The sequence below is a fragment of the Hydrogenophaga palleronii genome, assembly GCF_031457455.1.
GTDB classification, from domain to species: Bacteria; Pseudomonadota; Gammaproteobacteria; order Burkholderiales; family Burkholderiaceae_C; genus Hydrogenophaga; species Hydrogenophaga palleronii_A.
Genome location: NZ_JAVDWU010000001.1, coordinates 497,743 through 519,662, shown reverse-complemented (window position 1 = coordinate 519,662; position 21,920 = coordinate 497,743). Strand labels below are relative to the sequence as shown.

Here is a 21,920-nt window from a genome sequence, read left to right as displayed (position 1 = left end):
CGCCACCAGAGAGGGGCCGGCTGCGGTGAAGCGCCGGCTGCCTCAAAGGGCCAACCAGGAACAACCCAGCAGCAAACCCAACACCACGACCGACGTGACCACGCGGGACACCAGCACGCCCTGGAGCCGGTCCGCCCCGCTGCGCAACACGTGCAGGGGCCGCCTTTGGGCGCCGCAATGCGTCAGGTGGGCGCTCAGTTCGGAACGTTCGGACGACAGCCAATCGGCCGGATGCCCGAACGACGAGGTGGTCCACAGTGGCGTGACAGCGGTGTTCTTGGGCATGGGTCTCTCCTGAAATGATTGAAGGCAGACGCCTTCCTAGGGACTGAAACCATTTGTACCCGCTGACCCGCGCAAGGTCTGTGCGCTCGCGAACTTAAGGCGCCTGTTTTCACCACAGAACGCGCTCGACCCGGGCGTTATGCCGCAACGATGGCATGGCCTGGACGTGCACTTGCAAGGCCGGGTGGAAGCACTTTGGCATGGCGAGCAGGCTTGGAGGAAGGACGCTCAGGCACTCAAACAAAGTAGTACTCGGTGGGCCAGGCGGCCCGCTTGACGATGGCGTCATCCAGCGCGGCACCCAGGCTGAAATTTCGCGAAACGAGCTGGGACTGGTGGGCCGCCAGTCCAGCCTGCTTGCGCGAAACATCCTCGGGAGTCAGGGACATGCCGCGCAAACGTCGCCAGGGCACACGCACGTCCGCTGGCGTAGCCCAATGCCACATCCACACAGGCGCTGCGAGAAAGCGGCAACCAGTGGCAGCGCTCGCGAGATTGACCATGTAGCCAGTTGTGTCGTGATCGGGATGCCCATCGTTCTCCCAGGTGCTCACCACCACATCGCCTGGCTGCAACAGTGACATCAATCGGTCCAGCAAGACGTCACTCTGTGGCCGGACGCACCCGTCTCTCAGCGCCAGGGCCAGCACCTCGGGGTCCGACAGCCCCAGTCGCCGCAGGCCAAGCACCTGTTCGCTGCGTCGGATCTCGGCCAGTTCCTCGCGATTGAACGGAGAAGACTCGCCATGGCTGTCTTCACCGTCGGTGACGGCAACGGACAATACCCGCCCGCCTTGCGCCGCGTGCGCAGATATCAGTCCCCCGCAGGCCAGTATCTCGTCGTCAGGATGCGGGGCAACAATCACCAAACGCGCGCAGGGAGGAATCCATTCCTGGACACAGCGCTCTTGGCACCCTTCATCGGCCAACCAGCGCCGCCACACATGCTCCCCCGTGGCCTCGTCTTGACTCAGCGTGGGCCGTTCTACAAACGACATGATGGGTCCCCTGGCCTCAAGGGCGTGCCGCTCCTGGCGAGCGTGGCACAGGATGCTCTCCCGGACCACATGGCCGGCGCGAAGCTGGCGATGTTCATTGGTACGCCAGGCGTGCCGGCCATCATTGCCACCGAATTCAAGAACCCACGTACAAAGATCGCTTCCTTGTAGGCACGAATGACAGTGGCCAGCATGCAGGACTCCCGGTGCCGGACACGGCAGCACGTCACGATCATTGAATCGGCGTTTGATAAAACGGTCTGTACGCTGACGAACAGTGGCCGCCATGCTGTCCTGCCCGTGATCTCTGCGGCCTTGGGCATGAACCAATTGAAGGCGGCATCACGGCGGCGTTCACGGATCCGCTGTGATCAGACCAACGGTCGCTCCCACCTGACTCCGGGGCAGATACAGTGCGATAGCGCACAGTGATTCAAAAAAAGCAGTCTGGGAGGACAGCGACGCTATGAAACCATGCAACCCACGCCAGAACAGGGTGTTGGCAGGCCTGCCCGATGCCGAGTGGCAGCGATGGAAACCCCAGCTTGAACAGGTGGACCTGCCGCTGGGCAAGGTGATCTACGAGTCCGGCGTACAGCGGACCCATGTGTACTTCCCCTCAGACGCGATCATCTCGATGCTTCACGTGCTGGACAACGGCTCATCTGCGGAAATCGCGGTGATTGGTTTTGAGGGTCTTCTGGGCATCTGCACCGTCATGGGCGGTGACGCCATGCCGAGCCGCGCCGTGGTGCAAAGCGCAGGCACGGGTTACCGGATGCCTGCCCACGCCTTCAAGGATGCGTTCGAGCGATCCTTGCCTGCCCGGGAACTGGTCCTGCGCTACACCCAGGCCCTGATATCTCAGATGAGCCAGACGGCCGTGTGCAACCGCCACCACTCGCTGGAAAAGCAGCTTTGCCGATGGCTGTTGCTCAGCCTGGACCGATTGCCCGGCAACGAACTGGTGATGACTCAGGAACTGATTGCCAACATGCTGGGCGTTCGCCGCGAAGGTGTCACGGAAGCGGCGCTCAAGCTGCAGGCCGCCGGTCTGATCCGCTATGCGCGCGGCCACATCTGGGTGCTGGACCGGCCCCGGCTGGAGCAGCGCACCTGTGAGTGCTACCGGGTCGTGAAGGCGGAATACGACCGTCTGCTGCCTGAGAAGATCGCTGTTCCAACCGGCATGCACACCCTGCCCACTTCGCCATCCTGTGTTCGCTGACAGACGGTCGGCGCGACACAGACGCCCCATAGTGGGCCAGGGATCGCCGGGCACAGGGCTCAAGCGACCCGCAAGACTGCCCCCCTGGACTGGGGGCGCATGTGAACAGGGCGGACACCATGTCAGACATCGAGAATCACCTCATCGAACTGCTGCCCAAGGCAGAAAAAAAACGATTCATCGCTCTGTGTGAACCTTTCGAGCTGGTCCTCTCGTCCGACCTGATCGAGAGCGGGAAACAGCTGACCCACGCCTACTTTCCGTGCACAGGCTTCATTTCCCTGGTCGTCGATATCGACAGCCACCCACCCCTGGAAGTGGGCATGATCGGACGCGAAGGCATGTTGGGCTCTGAACTGGTGCTGGGTCTGGCAAAAACACCCTGGCGCGCCGTGGTGCAGGGCAATGGCCACAGCCTGCGCATCGACGTCAAGACGTTGCAGCAGGCGATGGAGGACATGCCGGGCCTGCAGTCGCTGGTGCAACGGACACTCATGACCCGGCTGCACCAGCAGTCCCTGGCCTCGGCGTGCGAGCGCTTCCACCCCATCGGCCAACGGCTGGCACGCTGGCTGCTCATGAGCCAGGACCGTGCCGGCTCCGACCAGTTCCACGTCACGCAGGAATTCATCTCGCTGATGCTGGGCGTGCGGCGCGTGGGCGTGACCCAGTCCGCCAGCGACTTCCAGAAACATGGCCTCATCGAATACCGGCGGGGCGAGTTGAAGGTGCTGGACCGGGTGGGGCTCGAAGGTGAGGCGTGCAGCTGCTATGAGGCCGACAAGCTGCTGTACAACGAACTGATGGTGGCTTCAACCTGAGCGGCCCGTTCCCGCCCGATCGGCGCGGCGGGGGCGAGGTGGCCCATCAGCTCGCCAGGGATCTGTCGTGTCGTGCGGCCTGAATGACCAGGTCCGGATCCGAACGCAATGTGTCTGCCGGCAGCCGCCCCTCCAGCGCAGAACTCGGACGGGCGAACCACAGTGCCATTTCCCAGTTGTCATAAACACCCGCCAGCTCGGTGGCCACAAGACCCACTTCTGCCCACGGCGCTTTGTTGGCCATGTCGAACTGGAACCTGGGCAACCAGGTTTCGAGTTCCCATTCGAAGTAGATGACTTCGTTGGTGTCTTTCCATTTGTCCACCGTGCCAGCCGTGTGGCGACCGCGCCCTTCGAGCAAGGCGCTGATCTGAGTGCCGCGAGACAGGCCGCCACTTCCCCGGTAGGCATCAAGCATCTGGATGAACATTTCATCGCGATCCCTTTGCCGCAAGCCTGGCGCATTCACGTGCACGGTGGGTAGGGCCAGGGAGGCGACTGGCGCTTTCGTCGAGACGAATGGGGTGTTCATCAGTGCATTCATGGGAACTCCGTGTGGCAGGGGTTCAAAAAGGAAGGCGATCGCAGTGGCATGCGATGCCGGTGTGGTTCATTGGGTCAGGCGCCGAATGGGACGTCTGTACGTCAGCGAACGCACAGGAAACCAGCGGCTGCCGCCGGCTGAGCCAGGCGCCTGCTCCGCGTACGCCGACACGCCTGTTGGCAGGCTGCGACGTGCCAGGTATGTACGCCATAGCACCGACGGGAGCAGACCGCCCCACCATGCTTGCCAGGTCGCCCCCCGTGGCTCCTGTCGACCAGAAGGACGCCACGACGAACCTCAGCTATCCAACTGAAAAGGAACCTCATGAAAAAACCTCAAACCCAGGACGACCTGCTGGGCAACGGCGGCGAACTGCACCAGCAGGCAAACGCCGAGCATCCGCCACTGACCACACAGCAGGGATTGGTGATCGCCGACAACCAGAATTCGCTGCGCGCTCACCCCCAGGGACCCACCCTGCTGGAAGACTTCATCCTGCGCGAGAAGATCACCCACTTCGACCACGAACGCATTCCTGAGCGGGTGGTGCATGCGCGCGGCTCCGGCGCCCATGGGTTCTTTGAACTCACCCATTCGCTGGCGGCCTACACCACGGCCAAGGTGCTCACCGAGGTCGGCGAAAAAACGCCCGTGTTCTCGCGCATCTCCACGGTGGCCGGCGGTTCGGGTTCCACCGACACGCCGCGCGATGTGCGGGGCTTCGCGGTGAAGCTCTACACCAAGGAAGGCAATTGGGATCTGGTGGGCAACAACATTCCTGTCTTCTTCATCCAGGACGCGATCAAGTTCCCCGACCTGGTCCACGCTGTCAAGATGGAACCCGACCGCGCGTTCCCTCAGGCCGCCACAGCCCACGACACGTTCTGGGATTTCATTTCGCTCACGCCCGAGTCCATGCACATGGTGATGTGGATCATGTCGGACCGCACCTTGCCGCGTTCGCTGCGCATGATCGAAGGCTTTGGCGTGCACAGCTTCAGACTGCTCAATGCCGCCGGCGATTCGACTTTCGTGAAGTTCCACTGGCGCCCCAAGCTGGGCATGCAGTCCACCGTGTGGGACGAGACCGTGAAAATCGCCGGCGCCGACCCGGACTACCACCGCCGCGAACTGTTCGACGCGCTGAGCGCGGGTGAAGTGGCTGAATGGGAGTTCGCGGTACAGCTGTTCACGCAGGCAGAGGCCGACGCCTTTCCCTTCAACCATCTCGACGCGACCAAGATCATTCCCGAAGAGCTGGTGCCCTTGCAGGTGATCGGTCGCCTGGTGCTTGATCGCTGGCCCAACAATTTCTTTGCCGAGACCGAGCAGGTGGCGTTCTGCCCTTCGCATCTGGTCCCCGGCATCGACTTCTCCAACGACCCGCTGCTGCAGGGTCGCCTGTTCTCGTACCGCGACACGCAGCTCTCGCGCCTGGGTTCGGTGAACTTCGAACAGATACCGATCAATGCGGCGAAGTGCCCGTTTGCCAACCACCAGCGCGACGGCCACATGCAGATGGCGCAACCGGCCGGGCGCGTGGCCTACGAGCCCAACACGTTGTCGCCTGACTCACCGCGCAGCGATCGCACCAATGGGTTTGTGAGCGTGGCCCTGGACGAAGGCGGCGAGCGCGGCCGGGTGCGCGACGCCAGCTTTGCCGACCACTACAGCCAGGCGCGTCAGTTCTGGATCAGCCAGACCGAAACCGAGCAGGCACACCTCGCGTCGGCGCTGGTGTTCGAACTGTCGAAAGTGGAGCATCCGCACATACGCGAGGCCATGGTGTCGCACCTGCTGGTGATCGATGCGGCCCTGGGGCAGCGGGTGGCAGACGGTCTGGGATTGGAGAAATTGCCTGCGGCAGCGACGCCAGCCCAGCCGGTGAAGAATCTGCCCCCTTCAGCGGCCTTGAGCATCATCGACAACGCCAGGCACACGCTGGCCGGCCGGTGCATCGCCATTCTGGTGGACGATGGCTCCGACGGCGCTGCCATTGCCGCGTTGAAGAAAGCCGCAGTGGCGGCCGGTGCCGGCGTAAAAGTCATTGCGCCGCGCGTGGGAGGCGTCACGCTGGCCAATGGCGAGAAGCTGGCGGCCGACGGCCAACTCGCTGGCTCGCCATCGGTGTTGTTCGACGCTGTGGCGCTGGTGCTCGCGGGGTCGGCCGGCAATGCCCTGTGCAATGAAGCGGCGGCGGTGGATTTCGTGCGCGACGCCTTTGGCCACCTCAAGGCCATTGCCACCGATGCGGGTGCGCAGGCTTTGCTGATGGCGGCCGGCATCAAGCCCGATGCAGGCGTGCTGGGCGCGGACAACCCCAAGGCGTTTGTGGATGCCGCGTGTACACGTCAATGGACCCGCGAGGCATCGGTGCGCATGCTGGCTTGAACCCCTGCACAGGCCCCGGCGGATTCACCTTCTATCGGTGATCCGCCTGCTGGCCCAGGCAGGTGCGACAGCGCACAGACGGCACCCGACATTGCGCCTACCTTGAGGGTCAGCATATTGCTGTCTTCCAGGAGCCTTCCATGAAAACATCCACACCCCGCAGCTTCAAGGGCTTGTTGCCCAGCGCCCTCACCGCCGTTGCCGTGCTGGCCCTGGCCGGCTGTGCCGCGCCCTACCCTTACCCGGTGTACGAACAGCCGGTGGCCCAGGCGCCCCAGCCGGTCTACACCTACCCGGCACCGCAGGTCCAGCAGCAGGAAAACCGGCGCGAGGAAGGCCGGCGCGACTACCGCCGCCGCGATCGTGAGCGCCTGTTTGACGTCCCTGTGACTTCGGTACGTGCCGTCATGGGTGAGCGCGGGCAACGCTGCTGGATCGAGCGTGAAAACGTGCCTGTGACGCGCGGCCCGGCCAATATGCCAGGCGCCGTCGTTGGCGCGGTGATCGGCGGCATTCTGGGTCACCAGATCGGCGGCGGCAGTGGGCGTGACATCGCCACCGCTGGTGGCGTGGTGGCGGGCGCGGTAGTGGGTTCCAACGTGGGCCGAAGTGGTGGCTACGGAGGTACCCAGACGCAGGACGTGCAGCGCTGCACCACCGATCACAGCCGCAGCACACCCGACTACTGGGACGTGACCTACAACTTCCGCGGTGTCGAACACCGGGTGCAGATGACCGAACCACCCGGACGCACCGTCACAGTCAATGGCGACGGCGAGCCGCGGATCTGACATGCGGCGACCACAAGAAATCGCGGTCTGACCGCAAAGGTTCTCCCCCCCTTTCGACCTGCGCTGCAGGTCTTTTTTTTGGGGCTTCGTTTTTGGGCTTCGCTCCGCCTGGCGGACAACCCATGCCTTCAAAAAATCAAAGCAATCAGGATGATCACGGGGATCGGGACGCCCAGGAAGAAGAGAAGAAGTGAGCGCATGTTGTGCCTTCCAAAACGGTTGGATGAACAATCTCAGGTATCGCGTTGACGCCCGCCCCAGGTGGCAGAGAGACTGGCAACAAAGGCCCCGATCAGCAGCGAGATGAACATCCACAGCGCTGTGTACACAGAAGCCCTGCGAGCCGTGTCTGCAGCGTCCCGCGCTGCGGCTTCTGCCTCCTGCTTCCGAGCCTGAGCACGTTCGTAGGTATCTGTGACCCGTTTTTCCGCGTCGGCCTGCGACAAACCTGTGCGCTGGGCGACCAGTTGGCCGACATGCCGCACATCATCGGCGGGCAGCGGTTCCGACAGACTGAAATTCATGAAGATGCGGCTGATTTCTTCGGCCTCCAGGACGTTCTTTTGCCCCGGGTCGGTGAGAGTGGTCGCCACCGTCGCGTCGGTCGCATCGCGGCGAAACAGTGAGTCCACGAAGTAAGCCATCGACCTTTCCTCCTCGCCTTGCGCCAGGCTCGCCACTGCAGTGAGAGCACCACCGGTGCCGCCAGCCGCCCCAGCTGCAACGGTGGAACCGGCCTGGACGCCAGCTCCCACGATGGAACCGATGACCGAGGTGAGCAGCGCTGCAGTGGCCAGCGACGACACGGCCCAGGCCAGAAAGCCATGGGCCGTGTCGCGGAAATACACCTCATCAGGAAGGGTGCCAATCCACCTGCGGCGCAGACGGCCCGCGAGGTAACCGCCCATACCGGAGGCCAACAACTGGGTCACCGTCAGCCATGCGATGGTTGACACGCCCAAGGTGGTGGCTCCCACGCCTGCGTGGGCCCACGGAGAAACTGACGAAAGTCCCAGGCCCACACCCAGAATCAGCAGGATCAGCGACAGTGCCGCCGCAGCCGCTGCACCCGCCAAGATGGCCCCCCATGAAACCGCACTCATGCCTGATGAGGAACGCTCGATGGCGTGGTCGCTGGTGACGAGACCGTGATCTGAGCGCTCGGTGCCCAATGTGCCGGGATTTGTCATGTTCACCTCCTGTGACCGAAACACCCATACAGCACCACAAGAAATCTGGGCGTCGCCGTTGTTCGAAGAGGGTTGACGGTAGAGATGGGGCGACGAAACGTCTGTGCGGTTTCGAACGTTGCCCCAGCCAAATCCCGGCTCCGCTGCCAGAGATCTCCTCCCCCTTTTGACCTGCGTTGCAGGTCTTTTTTTGGGAAAGGCTCCAGGCGCAAGGGCAAAAAGTGATCGCCACCGATCAGACGGGAGGTCGGCCTGATATCAAACGCATGAGGACCAAGACCACGGCGATCACCAGCAGCACGTGGGTCAAGCCATCCAGGGTGGTCGAGGTGATCTGCCCAAGAAGCCACAGAAGAAGCGAAACGATTACCAGGACGTCAATCATGGAGCCCCCTGCATGAAAAGCAAACACGCCCAAGACCAAGCGCCCGCGCGAAGCGAAGACGCCTCTCTTCCAACCTGCGATAGTGTCCCGCCGTCCCCTATACCCTTTCAGCGACGTGGGCGATTGAGCAATGTGAGCATGCCCATGAGCGCAGCGCCCACAGCAGCGGCGATCAACACCGACTTGATCGGCTCGTGCTGAACATAGGTCGCAGCGGAATCGCGGGTTTGCAGTGAACGCTCGCGCAACTGCTCCATGCTCTCTCGCAGTGCCTCCTTGCTGTGCTGGGCGAGCAGCTCTGTGTCGTGAGCCAGGTGCTTGAAAGCGGTGCCGGTCTGCGCGCGCACTTCATTCACGCCGTCAGCCACACGGCTTGCGCCCTGCTGAGCCAGACGCACGGCACCTTCTGCGGTTTGTGCGGCCGTGTTGGCCAATGCGGAAACGTCTTTGCTGATGTTGTTGCCAGGCGTGTTCATGATGAGCTTTCAGAAAATAAGGGGTTATAGAAACAAGGTCAAGTCGCCAAAGCAGAACCCGCCCGCCAGAAGCAACCTCAACCAGAGGCGCCGAGGAACCGGCTTTGCCGGGCCTGAGGTGCCGTCCCCCTCCCGCCGAAGGCGAGAGAGGGGGAAGAAGCGAAGCGGCGCAGGGGGTGCCTCACTGCTTCATGCGCATGTCGTTCTTCACCGAGGCCACGCCTTCCACCCCACGGGCAACCGTGGTTGCCTTCTGGATGTCGGCCTGCGAGCTCACGAATCCGCTGAGCTGGACCACGCGCTTGTAGGTTTCCACATTGACCTCGGCCGACTTCAGCGTGGGTTCGTTGAAGATGGCGGCCTTCACCTTAGCGGTGATGGCGGTGTCGTCCACGTACTGACCGGTGCTTTCCTTGGTGGCGGTGGAAGCGCAGCCCACCATGGTGGTGAAAGCAGCGGCAGCGAGCACGAGGACCGAAATGCGTTGGATGGTTTTCATGGAGTATTCCTTGGATATGAGAGACCGGCGGACCATCTGGCGGTACCGCGCGAGATCGCTGGAGACAGTTCCAGCGCCAGACTGCTCAGGTTATGCGGGAGATCGCAGAGCGTCTGTGCGGTGTCGCACCCCGGTGCCCTGATAAACTCTCGCCCGTCATTGGGGAGTAGCCGCTCTTCACCACATCACCTTGAAGAGGCTTGCGTCAACACACTTGGTCGGGAAATCACATTCCCGCCATGGCGCATGCAGCCCACCGCCTGGCAAGACCTTTGACCACCATGCCTCCGCGTTGGCCGGGGAAGCGTGGTGGTCATTCGTCTGTTGCTCCGGCCTCAAGGATCCCCCCTCTCATGGAAGCCCTGCTCGTCTCCACCGGCGTCGTTGCCCTAGCAGAAATCGGCGACAAGACCCAGTTGCTTGCCTTCATCCTGGCCGCCCGCTTCAAAAAGCCCCTGCCCATCATCGCCGGCATCCTGCTGGCCACGCTGATCAACCACGGCCTGGCGGGTGCGCTGGGTGTGTGGATCACCACCGTACTCACCCCTGAGGTGCTCCGCTGGGTGCTGGGCGCATCGTTCCTGGCCATGGCGGTGTGGACACTGATTCCCGACCAGATCGAAGACGACGAAACCCGCGTGGCCACCCGCTTTGGCGTGTTCGGCGCCACGCTCATCACCTTCTTCCTGGCCGAAATGGGCGACAAGACCCAGATCGCCACCGTGGCCCTAGCCGCCAACTATGCGGCACCGCTGTGGGTGGTGCTGGGCACCACGCTGGGTATGCTCATTGCCGACGTTCCCGCCGTGTTCGTGGGCAACAAGCTGGCCGAAAGAATCCCCATGAGGCTGGTGCATGGCATCGCTGCGACGGTGTTTGCGGTGCTGGGCGTGGCCACGCTGTGGGGGGCCGGGGAACGGCTGGGGTTTTAGCACTTGTCCGCCTATTGACGGACAAGTTCCAGGCAAGCGTTCGGCCACCATCGGGACGAGTTGAACAACGCAAAGTGACCGTTGTATCCAGGTCACTTCCGACATTTCAGACAGCCAGGGCTCCTATAGTCTTTGTGCAGGCACCCTGTCGCTACGCGATGGGTCTGTGAGCTGTTCCATGGGAGGCGGCTCCAAGCGCGTGCCTTCGCGCGCTTGCTGCTCCTTGCTGTCAACGCTCAATAACCGCACACCATGAACCACATCTACACCATTGTTTGTGCCCATCCTCAGAGCCCCAGCCGAGTAGCGCCGGAAACCGCGCGGCGACGTGGCAAAGGCAGCGCCGCCTTTGGCACAGGGGCCAAGCTGCGCATGGTTTCTGCGGCCACGCTGGGAGCCCTGGCTCTGATGGGCGGCAGCGTGGGTCCGGTGCATGCGGGCACGGGTTCATGCTCCGTGGGAAGCGGCGGACTCACGGTGTCTGACGCCCGGGCAGGCACCTGCGACCTGGAAGCAGACGACGAATTGACAGTCAATCCGGGGGGAAGCATCGACGGTGGCGGCTCCATACCCGTCCGCGTGCTCCATGGCATCACCGGCGTTGGCATCCAGAACGATGGCGACATCGGCGGCACCTGGCAGGGCATTGTCAACTACGGAACCATCGGCCAGATCGTCAACACCGGCGACATCACCGGCGGGGACGCCGCCATCAACAACGAGGGCATCATCGGATCCATCACCAACGAAGCAGGCGGAGAACTCACGAGCGGTTTCCTCACGATCACGAACTGGGGCCAGATAGGCACCATCAACAACGAAGCCGGTGCACTGATCCGTGGTACAGCAAGAGCCATCTACTCGCCGTTTGGCACGCTCACCACCCTCAACAACGCAGGTGAGATCGACGGCAATGTTCAAACAAGCAGTACCACCATCAACATCCTGGGAGACCAGTCAAGCATTACCGGCTGGGTCATCAACAACGGCGGGTCCGTGAACGTTCGCAGTGGTGCCAGCTTCACGCCAGAGAACACCTTCAACTCCAGCACCTTCCTCATTGAAAGCAACGCCACCTTGCGTGTGGCCAATACCTCGTACGCCTTGACGGTCAGCAGCCCTGCTGCCGACGCCTTCAACAACGCCGGCACCCTGGACGTGGAAGAAGGGCTGGTGGCCAACATACAAGGCCACTACACACAAAGTGGAACCCTTCGTATTGGTGCCAGCAGCACAGCCAACTTTGGTCGCCTGAGCGTGAGCGGCAATGCCACGCTGACCGGCGATGCCACCATCGATGTGGACGTGAACACCACCAACACCCTGGCTGTGGGGCAGACGTTGCCCGGCGTGATCAGCGCTGGCGGCACCCTGACCAACAACGCGCCCAGCGACAACGTCAGCGACAACAGCTACCTGTTCGACTTCGAGTCGGTGACCAACGGCAACGCGGTGGACCTGCAGATCGTGGCACCTCCACCCGCGCCAGCGCCAGCACCAGCACCGTCCCCATCCCCTGCACCGTCCCCTTCCCCGGCACCCGCCCCTGCGCCAGCCCCCCCGCCACCGCCCGTCGGGATCGTGCCAGCAGTGATGCAGAATAACCTGCCCAACGGTGCCCCGGCTGCAGGCGTGCTCGACGGCTTCATTCGCGGCGGCGCCACCGGCACCGATTTCGACAACGTGGTCACCGCCCTGGGCAAGCTGCCCACCAGCCGCACCGTGGCCCTGGCGGTGGGCCAGACCATGCCTCCCTGCATGGCAACGCACCCGCCACCCTGCTCTCGCTCGGCGGAAGCACCGGGGTCGCCATTCAGCAGCAACTTGAAGGCGGCCTCGTGGCCAGCCTGCAGGAACGCAACGGCGGCAGTGGTGGTGGCGCGGGTGGCCTGAACACCAGCGGCAAGGGCCTCTGGGTCAAGACCCTGGGCAACCGCGTGAACCAGGACGCTGTGGATGGCGCCAGCGGCTACAGGCTGGCCACCTACGGTCTCATCGGCGGGGTGCAGACCGAGATGAACGCCAGCACCACGCTGGGCTTTGGGCTGGGCTACCTCGGCAGTGAGGTGAAGGGACAGGACTTTGCCGCCAGCCACGGCAGCGACATCGAGAGCGTGCAACTGGTGACCTATGGGCAATACGCGCTGGGCACCGCTGGCTGGCAACTGAACTGGCAGGGTGACTTCACGCGCAGTCGGGTGGAATCAGTGCGCCACCTTGGCTTCATTGGTCGCACTGCACAGGCCAGTTACGACGGCGATGCCTGGCACGTGGGTGTGGGGGTGAGCAAGGCCTACGCCGTGAACCCACAGACCACGATCAAGCCCATGCTCGCACTCGACTGGCGCAGCTTCAAAGCCAAGGGCTACACCGAGACAGGTGCGGGTGCGTTGAACCTGCAGGTGAATGCACAGACGGCGAAGGAAGCGATGCTGAAGGTGGGTGCACAGCTGCAACAGCAGATCACGCCACAAACCCAATGGCTGGCCAGCGCAGCACTGGGCTACGACCTTCACAACCAGCACAATGCGGTAACCGCCCGCTTCACCGGGGGCGGCGTGGCCTTCACCACAGAAGGTCTGCCGCCGTCCAGAACCCTGGGCGAACTGGGTGTGGGCATTCGCTACCAGGCCAGCGACAGCATGGAACTGGTCGCCCGCTACGACTTGCGCCTGCGCAAGGGCTTGCGCGATCAGACCGCGTCGGTTCGGTTGGATTGGGCGTTCTGATCAACAAAATCGCCAGGAGCCGGCGGCACGCGACGGTGTGAATGGGGATCTCCCCCATGCCATGGCCGGACTGCGGGACCGGCAAGTGTTGCGCAATGCGTGACGTCTATGGCATTTCAGCGACACATGAGATGCGCAATAGGCCACCACTCGCTAATATTTGTCTGCCGTCAGTCTTTGGATAGGTGCAAATTGGATGCATCAGCCATGCCGAGTGTCCGATGCACACGCCATATCCAATGGGCCTTTATCGGTTTCATCCCGGGAGCCTGGCGACTGCTTTTACACAACTCGAACGGCGGGACAACACAACATGAATCACGTTGATGCCATTGTGTCTGGTCATCCGAAACCTCCGAGCTGTCAGGCACCTGAAATGAGACGACAAGGCCACTGCGGCGCCGCCATTGGTGCAGGCCCCAGACTGCGCACGGTTTCTGCGGCCACGTTGGGGGCGTTGACGTTGATGGGAGGTGCCATGGGTCCCCTGCATGCAGGGACGGGTTCATGTTCCGACGCCAATGGCGGGCTCATCGTCTCGAATCACAGAAGTGGATCGTGCTTCCTGGCAACCAACGAGCAGCTCACCATTCAGGACGGGGGCAGCATTGCCAGTTTTTTTGGACCTGTCAGGGTGGATGGAGGCGTCACCGGGGTCACCATCCTGAACGAGGGGGAAATCAGCGGGACCGTCATCACCATCTACAACGTCGGATCCATCAGCCAAATTGTGAATAGCGGCTCGATCACCTCGGACAACATTTCCATCTACAACGAAGGCGCCATTGGCTCGATCACCAACGAAGCCGGTGGCGAAATCGGTGGGGTTGCAGACGAAGTTGGGATAGACAACTTCGGTCAGATTGGAACTGTCTCCAATGAAGCTGGAGCGGTGATCAGAGGAAACTTCAGCGCCATCTACTCACCCGACGGGGGCCTCACCACCCTGAACAACGCGGGGGTGATCGAAGGGGATGTCGACACCGACGCCACTACCATCAACATCCTGGGAAACCAGTCACGCATCACCGGCTGGGTTTACAACCCCGGTGGGGCCGTGAACGTGCGCAGCGGTGCCCGCTTCACGCCCGAGAACACCTTCGAGTCCAACACCTTCCTCATCGAAGCCAACGGCACTTTGCGCGTGGCCAATACCTCGTACGCGCTGGCAGTGGACAGCCCGAATGCCGATGCCTTCCACAACGCCGGCACCCTGGACGTGGCAGAGGGCCTGGTGGCCAACGTGCAGGGCCACTACACACAAAGCGGCACCCTGCGCATTGGCGCCAGCAGCACCGCAAGCTACGGGCGCCTGGCCGTGAGCGGCAACGTGACCCTGACCAACGATGCCACCTTCGATGTGGACGTGAATGCCACCCACACCCTGGCGGTGGGCCAGACGCTGGCTGGCGTGATCACCGCAGGCGGTACCCTGAGCAACAGCGCGCCGAGCAACAACGTCAGCGACAACAGCTACCTGTTCGATATTGAATCGGTGACCAATGGCAACGCGATGGACCTGCAGATCGTGGCCGCTGCACCTGCACCCGCTCCCGCTCCCGCTCCCGCTCCCGCTCCTGCTCCCGCTCCTGCTCCTGCTCCTTCCCCAGCACCCTCACCTGCACCCGCACCCGCACAACCCCAACAGATCGGCATCGTGCCCGCTGTGATCGAGAACAACTTGCTCAACGGTGTGCCGGCGGCCAGGGTGCTCGACGGCTTCATTCGCGGTGGCGCCACCGGCACCGATTTCGACAACGTGGTCACGGCCCTGGGCAAGCTGCCCACCAGCCGCACCGTGGCCCAGGCGGTGGGCCAGGCCATGCCCTCCCTGCATGGCAACGCACCCGCCACCCTGCTCTCGATCGGCGGAAGCACCGGGGTCGCCATTCAGCAGCAACTTGAAGGCGGCCCCGCCGCAAGCCTGCATGAGCCCAACGGTGGCAGCGGCGGTGGTGCAGGTGGTCTGGGTCATGGCGGCAAGGACCTATGGGTGAAGCCACTCGGCAATCGGGTGAATCAGGACGGTGCGCTCGGCGCCAGTGGTTACAAACTGGCCACCTACGGCCTCATCGGTGGCGCGCAGACCGAACTCAACACCAGCACCACGCTGGGCTTTGGCCTGGGATACCTCGACAGCAAGGTGGACGGCCAGGACTTTGCCGCCGGCCACCGTAGCGACATCGAAAGCGTGCAACTGGTGGGCTACGGGCAACACGCGCTGGACGCCTCTGGCTGGCAACTGAACTGGCAGGGCGACTTCACCCGCAACCGGGTGGAGTCAGAGCGCAACCTCAGCTTCATCGGCCGCACCGCACAAGCCAAGTACAACAGTGACGCTTGGCACCTGGGTGTGGGGGTGAGCAAGGCCTACGCCGTCAATGATCAGACCACGGTCAAGCCCATGCTCGCGCTCGACTGGCGCAGCCTCAAGGCCAAGGGCTACACCGAAACCGGCGCCGGCGCACTGAACCTGCAGGTCAATGCCCAGACCGCGCAGGAAGCGATTCTGAAGGTGGGTGCACAGCTGCAGCAACAGATCAGCCCACAGACCCGATGGCTGGTCAGCGCGGCGCTGGGCCACGACCTGCGCAACCAGCGCAATGCGGTGACCGCCCGTTTCACCGGCGGTGGTGTGGCTTTCACCACCGAAGGACTGCCCCAGTCAAAAACCCTGGCTGAACTGGGCGCAGGCATCAGTCACCAGGCCAGCGACAACATGGAACTGGTCGCCCGCTACGACCTGCGCCTGCGCAAGGGCCTGCGCGACCACACCGCTTCGGTGCGATTGAACTGGGCGTTCTGAAAAGTGCGAAGACGCACTGCCGTGCGCTTCAGCTCTCGGGCTGTACCGGCCCGTCCAGCTTGATCAGGCCCTCCTCCACATAACGCTGGAAGTCGCCAAGGGGCATGGCCGCAGAACCATGCACCTCCTCGTCCACCCAGCTCAAGGTGGCGTCGGTTTCCGAGATCGACACCTCCACAGGGCCTTCCCGAATTTCCACCGGAGGGCCATCGCCCCCGCGGTATTCGACCTTGCCCACGATGCGTGCGGTTTGAGCCATCTGAATCCTTTTCAATGATGCGTGAAGGGTACGCACCAGTATGCGCCGGTCGGTTCGACAGCGCACAGAAACACCTGGTTCATATGCAATCTCTTACACCTGCGGGCGCCGCGTTGGTTCGCAGGCGCACAGACCCTGTGCATGTCACCGGCTTACGCTGAACCTCAGTCGGGATTTCCGACTGGATTTGAACCACGCTGCTTTGCAGCCTAAAGGAGACTTCCATGCTCGTATCCAAATACCTCACCGCTTCTTTGACAGCCTTGGCCGTGGTTGGCTCCGCCAGCTTCGTCTATGCCCAGACCACCCCCAGCACGCCCAGCCCAGGTCCCGGCGACATCAGCAGTCAGAACCCTGCCACCGGGACACTGAACCAGGGCGCCACCCCGCCTGCCACCGGCACCCTGAACCAGGGCACCACCAGCCCAGATACCGGCACGACCATGGGTCAAGGTACTGACACCACGAACCCGGGTTCAGGCACCCTGAGTCAGGGAACCACCAACATGGAGCAGGACCGTTCCATGGATGAGCGCTTGGCTGCACGCGCCGACCGCAATTGATCGGTTCACCCTCCCGGCCTGACACCTGCCACATCGTGCCAGCGAGTACGGGTTGTCGGGCCAATTTTTCTTCCTGTTCAAACGAGCTGCACGCATCATGCGTCTCCCTTCCTGTCAGGCGGAGAAGAACCCTCGCTGCGCGGGTGCAGCACAGCCTTTTCCGGCGTCGGAACACGTCATTCCACACCTGATCGGCGAATTGCGCATGGGCCTTGTCGCAGGCCTGAGCGTCCTGGCCTTGGTGCTGCCCAGCGGATCGCCGCCGCACGCGAATGCCATTTCCACTGGAACCGGTACGGCTGCGCTGCCGTCTGCGCCTGTGCGTCTGGCCGACTGGGGTGACACACCGGTTTCAGACCAGGTGAAGAACATGGCGCTCTGGAGCGCGGTCACGCAAGACCATGCCGCCATGCCCTTTGTGATCATCGACAAGCGGGCAGCGCGCCTCTATGTGTTCGACGCCAGCGCCCACCTGCAGGCCCACACGGCCGTGCTGCTGGGTTCGGCCATTGGCGATCACACCGTCCCCGGCATCGGCGAAAAGGCCATTGCCGACGTATTGCCCGAAGAACGCACTACGCCGGCAGGCCGCTTCAACGGCCGGATAGGCCGCAACCTCAGCGGCGAAGAGGTGGTGTGGGTCGACTACGACGCGGCTGTGTCCATGCACCGGGTGCGCCCCAACGTCGCCAGTGAACGGCGACTGGAGCGGCTGGCTTCTGAAACGAGCGAAGACAACCGCATTTCCTACGGCTGCATCAACGTGCCGGTCGACTTCTTCGAGACCCACATCCTGCCCGTGTTCTCCAGCACGTCGGCCACCATATATGTGCTGCCGGACCAACTGGCACTGGACGAAGTGTTCAGCGCAGCGCCTTGACTGCAAAAAAAACCGCGCGGCGAATGCCGGCGCGGTTTGATGGCGTTTGACACCCAACGCCGACCACCAGGTGGACGGCGCGGGGAATCAGAGGGCGCGCGAGTCTACGTACGGCTGCGTGCCATAGAAGTCGTGCACACCCTTTTCCCAGGCGGTATCGGCCATGTCGGGCCAGTCGTTCTTGTCGAAGCCGGGCGCGTTCTCCAGACGATCCTTGCTTGCGTCGAGCACGAAGCATTTGTTGACCGTATCCAGCTTCAATGCCTCCCATGGCACGGCGAACAGCTTCTCGCCCATGCCCAGAAAGCCCCCAAACGACAGCACGGCATAGCTCACGCGGCCAGTGCGCATGTCGAGCATGATTTCCTTGATGTCACCCAGGTCTTCGTCCTGAGTGTTCACCACGTCATTGCCGAGCAGGGTGTCTGCACCCATCAGGTGGGGGCCCGGGCCACGGTTGCGCTCCGGGACGGTGTCGTCCATGGCGGTGGGGGTGGCAGAGTAGATGCCGAACGAATCGCGTTCTTCGTAGTTCATGTGGTGGCTCCCAGATAGTGAGGGTTGGATGGCGGGGCGAATTCTGCGTGCGGCCTCCTGTCTGGTGGACAACTGGCGTCTGCAGGAGGGATGCGGGAGGTGCGGCAGGCGACTGGGCACTGCGGGGGCACAACCACGCGAAATTCAATTGACGGCCATGGGCTGGCGGTGCACCACCAGCGTGGCCAGGCCCATGTCTGTCATCGACGGCGAGCGCCGCGCGGGGCTGTGCGAACAAGACAACCGGTCGAATGACCTGCGCACCACGCCGTAGCACTCACAGCTGCGCGCCTCCAGCCCGGCGCGGTCCAGGATGAAAATGCGACCGCGACGGTATTCGATCAGGCCGGCCTTCTGCAGCTTGAGCGCTGCCCAGGTGACACCCTCGCGCCGCACGCCCAACAGGCGAGCCATGCGCTCCTGCGTGACCTGCAGTTCATTGCCATCCTGGCGGTCCAGGTGCTGCAGCATCCATCGGCACACCTGCTCGTCGAGCGCATGATGGCGGTTGCAGGCGCTGGTCTGTGCCATGTGGGTGAACAGGGCCTGGGTGTAACCCAGCAACTGCTGCATGAAATCGGGCGAGCGGCGGGTGTGGTGGAGCACGGCCGTGGTGCTCATGCGCCAGGCGTGGCCCGGGCGCTGGACCACGGCATCGCTCAGCGCGCTGGCATTGCCCATGAAGGCACACACGCCCACCATGCCCTCGCTGCCCACCACAGCCACTTCGGCCGACGCCCCATCTGCCATCAGGGACACCAACGACACGGTGGCGGTGCCTGGAAAGTAGACGTGACGCAGCGCAGACCCGCTGGCATGCAGCACCGTCCCAACGGCCAGCTCCACACGCTCCAGGTCGTGCTCCAGCCAAAGCGATTCGGCTGAAGAGAGGTGGCCCAGCAACTGGTTCGTTTCAAACCGTGAGACGGTAGGGATCATGTCGGCCTCTGTTGGCATTGCGTCTTGCCGCAGCCCCTGCCGTTCATGGCGGAGGGCTGCAACATCCCTGCCGGCCTTTGCGGCGGGTAGCAGGGTTGGACGCAATGTAGGCCGCAGGTCAACCGTTCACTGTGTACAAAGACATGAAACCAAACAAAGGTGTTACGGGTTGTCAATCCGGGTTTTCATCCCGCAGCCCGTTCACACCAGCGGACGCACTGGCGGGCGGCCGTCTCCGTACAGATCGGCCAGGCGCGCGAGCGCCTTCACGTCGCGCATGTGCAAACGGCCCTCGACGATCTGGTGCAAGCCGCGCTTTTCCAACTTGCGCAGCGTCTTGTTGGTGTGCACGAGCGAAAGACCCAGCGCGTCGGCCACGTGCTGTTGCGTCAAAGGAAACGGCACGCCCTTCGAGCCAGCGTCTTCCTGCAGCGCAGCTGCCCGCTTGAACAGCAGGATCAGCAGCATGGCGATGCGCTCTTCGGCACTGCGCCGCCCCACCGAAAGCAGCGTGTCGTCCACCAGCGATTCTTCGTGTGCGGTGAGCCAGGTCACGTTGAAACCCATGGTCGGCGAACGCCGGTGAATCTCCCACAGCGAGTCGCGCTGGAACACGCAGAACACGGCCTCGGTCAGCGTTTCCACTCCGTGCGCGGCGGCGTCGCCCATCTTCTGCTGCACCCCGATGAAGTCGCCCGCGAGCAGAAAGTTCAGGATCTGCCGTCGCCCGTCGCTCAGCGTCTTGAAGCGAAATGCCCAACCCCTGTGCAGCGTGTAGAGCGGCGCGTCGACCTGACCCTCCTGAATCAGTGCCTTCCCGGCAGACAGGAGCATGTCGCGGCGCTTGAGTGACTGCACCAGCTCCAGCTCGGCAGGTTCATGCGCCTGGAACAATTCCAGTGGCCGCAGTTGGCACTGGGCGCACGAAAGCGTGATTTCGGGCTCACGCGTGGAGGGCAAAGGAGTGACTTTGAGGAGCATGTTCGATTGTGAGGCCTGACCGCAGCCACGGCTTGCCGAACCTCCATGTTTGCTACCCGGCCCACCGGAAACTCACATGGCCAGCCGATGAACGGGGGCCGCTGCCCTGGAAGCCGAAGGATCGCGCATGCGCCGGATGTCACGCTGCGGCGGTTCGCCGAACAGGCGGCTGTAGTCGCGGCTGAATTGTGAAGCGCTCTCATAGCCCACGCGCGCCGCTGTGGTGCCGGCGTCCAGCGCCTCGTTCATCATCAACTGCCGCGCCTCCTGCAGACGCAGCTGCTTCTGGTACTGCAAGGGGCTCATGCCGGTGAGGCCGCGAAAGTGCAGGCGGAAGGTGGACGGGCTCATGTGCGCGCGAGCAGCGAGTTCGTCGATAGGGAAATCGTTCTTGTAGTTGAGCCGCAGCCAGGCCATGGCCTGGGCCACCTGATGGCTGGGTGTGCCGCCGGCCACGATGTGACGCAGGTTCGGCCCATGGGGTCCCACCAGCAGACGCGCCATGATTTCCTGCTGTACCAAGGGCGCCAAGGTGTTCACCAGCTCAGGCTCCTCCAGCAGTTGCACCAGCCTGATCACCGCCTCGATCAGGGAAGTGTCAATCACATTCAGCGACAAGGCGCGTGGCACCTGCTCACGCCCCGCCGGGGGCAGGTCCAGTTCTGCGGCCATCTGCAACAGCGCGCGAGCGTCCAACGCGAGGTAGGCGCACAGGAACGGATGGGCCACGTCGGCCTGGTCGATCTGACCGATGACCGGGAGGTCTGCGGAGACCAGCAGTGACTGGCCTGGTCCGTAGTTCAGCACCTGTTCGCCAGCGACCACCTGCTTGTGCCCCTGCGCGACCACCGCCAGTCCAAGGCCATAAATGCAAGGCGTGGGATCGGTGCGGGCGCTGCTGCGGTACAGACACAGGGGCGCAAACGCGGTGGTGTGTTCGCCGTCAATTACGGCAACCCGGGCAATCTGGTGGGCGAGCGCTTGGATGGACATGGCGTTTCGATTCGTGCGGAGAGTGCAGGACGACGCCGCAATGGGCAGCGCCACCAGGAGCGGTCGAAGGCGACTGTACCGCCGTTCGCCAGACCGGTCTGGCCTTCGATGGTGAATCATCAGAAATGGCAAAACATACGTCAAAACCGGCAAATCTGCACCGCCATCGCCCGGCACACTCTGCCGCTTCAACGACGCCTCAGAACAGGAGCACCCCATGACCACCTTGAACGTCAACGGCCGACCGCACACGGTCGATGTGGACCCCGGCACCCCCATTCTCTGGGCACTGCGTGACACGCTGGGCCTCACCGGTACCAAGTTCGGTTGCGGCGCGGCGCTCTGTGGCGCCTGCACCGTGCACCTCGACGGCCAGGCCATCAGGTCCTGCGTCACCCCCATTTCAGCCGCCGCGGGCAAGTCCATCACCACCATCGAGTCCACCACCGGTGGCAAGGACCGCGTGGGCACCGCCTTGCAGACCGCGTGGGTCAAGCACGACGTGGCTCAGTGCGGCTACTGCCAGAGCGGCCAGATCATGAGCGCCACCGCCCTGCTCAAGACCAACAAGAAGCCCACCGACGCCGACATCGACGCCGCCATGGCCGGCAACATCTGCCGCTGCGGCACCTATGCGCGCATTCGGCTTGCCATCCAGGAGGCGGCCCGTTCGCTGGCCTGACAGGAGACACC

24 protein-coding genes and 1 riboswitch are annotated in these 21,920 nt (G+C 63.2%); of the genes, 12 read left to right on the top strand and 12 right to left on the bottom strand.

The genetic code is table 11. From position 1 onward, the window contains the following. Positions 1 to 42 precede the first annotated feature (42 nt). Both J2W49_RS02450 and J2W49_RS02445 read right to left on the bottom strand, forming a co-directional pair. Positions 43 to 285 carry a hypothetical protein gene (locus J2W49_RS02450; RefSeq protein ID WP_310311266.1) on the bottom strand — a complete coding sequence of 81 codons (243 nt, stop codon included), beginning with the start codon at positions 283 to 285 and terminating at the stop codon, positions 43 to 45. Between the two features lie 236 nt (positions 286 to 521). Continuing rightward, the gene (locus tag J2W49_RS02445) at positions 522 to 1,283 is read right to left on the bottom strand and encodes a PIG-L deacetylase family protein (RefSeq protein WP_310311265.1); all 762 of its coding nucleotides are present in this window, start codon (positions 1,281 to 1,283) and stop codon (positions 522 to 524) included. Here J2W49_RS02445 and J2W49_RS02440 point away from each other — a divergent pair. The 3 genes from J2W49_RS02440 (at position 1,230) to J2W49_RS02430 (ending at position 3,332) form a co-directional block, all read left to right on the top strand. Next, positions 1,230 to 1,454 carry a hypothetical protein gene (locus J2W49_RS02440; RefSeq protein ID WP_310312212.1) on the top strand — a complete coding sequence of 75 codons (225 nt, stop codon included), beginning with the start codon at positions 1,230 to 1,232 and terminating at the stop codon, positions 1,452 to 1,454. The two genes, J2W49_RS02445 and J2W49_RS02440, sit on opposite strands and share 54 nt — an antisense overlap. Positions 1,455 to 1,749: 295 nt before the next feature. Beyond that, positions 1,750 to 2,511: a Crp/Fnr family transcriptional regulator gene (locus tag J2W49_RS02435; RefSeq protein WP_310311263.1), complete on the top strand. Its 762-nt coding sequence runs from the start codon at positions 1,750 to 1,752 to the stop codon at positions 2,509 to 2,511. 119 nt (positions 2,512 to 2,630) lie between these two features. Beyond that, on the top strand, positions 2,631 to 3,332 hold the full coding sequence (locus tag J2W49_RS02430) for a Crp/Fnr family transcriptional regulator (protein ID WP_310311261.1): 702 nt from the start codon (positions 2,631 to 2,633) through the stop codon (positions 3,330 to 3,332). Between the two features lie 46 nt (positions 3,333 to 3,378). Here the strand turns inward: J2W49_RS02430 and J2W49_RS02425 are convergent, their stop codons facing one another. Then, positions 3,379 to 3,876 (bottom strand): hypothetical protein, encoded by a 498-nt coding sequence (locus tag J2W49_RS02425; RefSeq protein WP_310311260.1) that lies wholly within the window; start codon positions 3,874 to 3,876, stop codon positions 3,379 to 3,381. A 324-nt stretch (positions 3,877 to 4,200) separates the two neighbouring features. On the opposite strand from J2W49_RS02425, the gene J2W49_RS02420 reads away from it, so the two are divergent. Together J2W49_RS02420 and J2W49_RS02415 are read left to right on the top strand one after the other, a co-directional pair. Then, positions 4,201 to 6,267, top strand: coding sequence for a catalase (locus tag J2W49_RS02420; protein WP_310311258.1), 2,067 nt, complete (start codon positions 4,201 to 4,203; stop codon positions 6,265 to 6,267). 140 nt (positions 6,268 to 6,407) lie between these two features. Next, positions 6,408 to 7,058, top strand: a complete 651-nt coding sequence (locus J2W49_RS02415) for a glycine zipper 2TM domain-containing protein (protein WP_310311256.1) — start codon at positions 6,408 to 6,410, stop codon at positions 7,056 to 7,058. A 233-nt stretch (positions 7,059 to 7,291) separates the two neighbouring features. Here J2W49_RS02415 and J2W49_RS02410 read toward each other — a convergent pair whose 3' ends face one another. The 4 genes from J2W49_RS02410 to J2W49_RS02395 form a co-directional block, all read right to left on the bottom strand. Then, positions 7,292 to 8,248, bottom strand: a complete 957-nt coding sequence (locus J2W49_RS02410; RefSeq protein ID WP_310311252.1) for a hypothetical protein — start codon at positions 8,246 to 8,248, stop codon at positions 7,292 to 7,294. A 235-nt stretch (positions 8,249 to 8,483) separates the two neighbouring features. Then, a complete protein-coding gene (locus J2W49_RS02405) occupies positions 8,484 to 8,633 on the bottom strand; it encodes a lmo0937 family membrane protein (RefSeq protein WP_310311250.1) in 150 nt (49 codons plus the stop codon). A 107-nt stretch (positions 8,634 to 8,740) separates the two neighbouring features. Beyond that, on the bottom strand, positions 8,741 to 9,109 hold the full coding sequence (locus J2W49_RS02400; protein ID WP_310311246.1) for a hypothetical protein: 369 nt from the start codon (positions 9,107 to 9,109) through the stop codon (positions 8,741 to 8,743). 181 nt (positions 9,110 to 9,290) lie between these two features. After that, positions 9,291 to 9,608, bottom strand: a complete 318-nt coding sequence (locus J2W49_RS02395) for a BON domain-containing protein (protein ID WP_310311244.1) — start codon at positions 9,606 to 9,608, stop codon at positions 9,291 to 9,293. 149 nt (positions 9,609 to 9,757) lie between these two features. Further along, a riboswitch (yybP-ykoY riboswitch) is annotated at positions 9,758 to 9,945 on the top strand. A gap of 16 nt (positions 9,946 to 9,961) precedes the next feature. Here J2W49_RS02395 and J2W49_RS02390 point away from each other — a divergent pair. From J2W49_RS02390 to J2W49_RS02375, 4 genes are all read left to right on the top strand, one after another. Next, positions 9,962 to 10,540 carry a TMEM165/GDT1 family protein gene (locus J2W49_RS02390; protein WP_310311241.1) on the top strand — a complete coding sequence of 193 codons (579 nt, stop codon included), beginning with the start codon at positions 9,962 to 9,964 and terminating at the stop codon, positions 10,538 to 10,540. Between the two features lie 252 nt (positions 10,541 to 10,792). Further along, positions 10,793 to 12,433 (top strand): hypothetical protein, encoded by a 1,641-nt coding sequence (locus J2W49_RS02385; protein WP_310311238.1) that lies wholly within the window; start codon positions 10,793 to 10,795, stop codon positions 12,431 to 12,433. Continuing rightward, entirely contained in the window at positions 12,319 to 13,269 is a 951-nt protein-coding gene (locus J2W49_RS02380) for an autotransporter outer membrane beta-barrel domain-containing protein (RefSeq protein WP_310312129.1), read from the top strand. Before J2W49_RS02385 ends, J2W49_RS02380 begins: the two co-directional genes overlap by 115 nt. Positions 13,270 to 13,645: 376 nt before the next feature. Continuing rightward, positions 13,646 to 16,075, top strand: coding sequence for an autotransporter family protein (locus tag J2W49_RS02375; protein WP_310311236.1), 2,430 nt, complete (start codon positions 13,646 to 13,648; stop codon positions 16,073 to 16,075). 28 nt (positions 16,076 to 16,103) lie between these two features. Here the strand turns inward: J2W49_RS02375 and J2W49_RS02370 are convergent, their stop codons facing one another. After that, positions 16,104 to 16,334, bottom strand: coding sequence for a hypothetical protein (locus tag J2W49_RS02370; protein ID WP_310311233.1), 231 nt, complete (start codon positions 16,332 to 16,334; stop codon positions 16,104 to 16,106). 224 nt (positions 16,335 to 16,558) lie between these two features. Between J2W49_RS02370 and J2W49_RS02365 the strand changes: the two genes are divergently transcribed. Continuing rightward, complete coding sequence (locus J2W49_RS02365) at positions 16,559 to 16,897, top strand: hypothetical protein (RefSeq protein WP_310311232.1); 339 nt, start codon at positions 16,559 to 16,561, stop codon at positions 16,895 to 16,897. Between the two features lie 97 nt (positions 16,898 to 16,994). Further along, entirely contained in the window at positions 16,995 to 17,777 is a 783-nt protein-coding gene (locus tag J2W49_RS02360) for a hypothetical protein (RefSeq protein ID WP_310311229.1), read from the top strand. 87 nt (positions 17,778 to 17,864) lie between these two features. Here J2W49_RS02360 and J2W49_RS02355 read toward each other — a convergent pair whose 3' ends face one another. From J2W49_RS02355 to J2W49_RS02340, 4 genes are all read right to left on the bottom strand, one after another. Then, on the bottom strand, positions 17,865 to 18,314 hold the full coding sequence (locus tag J2W49_RS02355; protein WP_310311227.1) for a PRC-barrel domain-containing protein: 450 nt from the start codon (positions 18,312 to 18,314) through the stop codon (positions 17,865 to 17,867). A gap of 144 nt (positions 18,315 to 18,458) precedes the next feature. Then, positions 18,459 to 19,253 (bottom strand): Crp/Fnr family transcriptional regulator, encoded by a 795-nt coding sequence (locus J2W49_RS02350; protein ID WP_310311224.1) that lies wholly within the window; start codon positions 19,251 to 19,253, stop codon positions 18,459 to 18,461. A gap of 201 nt (positions 19,254 to 19,454) precedes the next feature. Next, positions 19,455 to 20,234, bottom strand: coding sequence for a Crp/Fnr family transcriptional regulator (locus J2W49_RS02345; RefSeq protein ID WP_310311221.1), 780 nt, complete (start codon positions 20,232 to 20,234; stop codon positions 19,455 to 19,457). 72 nt (positions 20,235 to 20,306) lie between these two features. Continuing rightward, positions 20,307 to 21,227 (bottom strand): AraC family transcriptional regulator, encoded by a 921-nt coding sequence (locus tag J2W49_RS02340; RefSeq protein ID WP_310311218.1) that lies wholly within the window; start codon positions 21,225 to 21,227, stop codon positions 20,307 to 20,309. Between the two features lie 217 nt (positions 21,228 to 21,444). On the opposite strand from J2W49_RS02340, the gene J2W49_RS02335 reads away from it, so the two are divergent. After that, complete coding sequence (locus J2W49_RS02335) at positions 21,445 to 21,909, top strand: (2Fe-2S)-binding protein (protein ID WP_310311215.1); 465 nt, start codon at positions 21,445 to 21,447, stop codon at positions 21,907 to 21,909. Positions 21,910 to 21,920 lie beyond the last annotated feature (11 nt).